The sequence below is a fragment of the Cobetia sp. BL01 genome, from assembly GCF_056493605.1.
Genome location: NZ_JBVBEE010000033.1, coordinates 1 through 203, shown reverse-complemented (window position 1 = coordinate 203; position 203 = coordinate 1). Strand labels below are relative to the sequence as shown.

The 203-nt window shown below is 64.0% G+C and carries 1 protein-coding gene; it reads right to left on the bottom strand.

Annotated elements, in window-relative coordinates; translation table 11 throughout:
* A partial coding sequence (locus tag ACZYGA_RS16990) for a transposase (RefSeq protein ID WP_479399734.1) occupies positions 1–203 on the bottom strand: 203 nt, incomplete at both ends.

The following is a 203-nucleotide window of genomic DNA, read 5'->3' as shown; positions in this document are numbered from 1 at the left end:
TTCCACTCGCCGCAGCTTGCGCTTCAGTTCCTGGATCTCACGCTGTTCCGGCGTCAGAGCCTCACCTTTCAGCGGCGCCTTGCCTGCCCGCTCAGCGCGAAGCCTGCGAACCCAATACTCCATGGTGGATTTGCCAACCCCCATGGCCTCACACGCCGCCTTCAGCGTGTAGCCCTGGTCGACCACGAGCTGGGCCGCTTCCA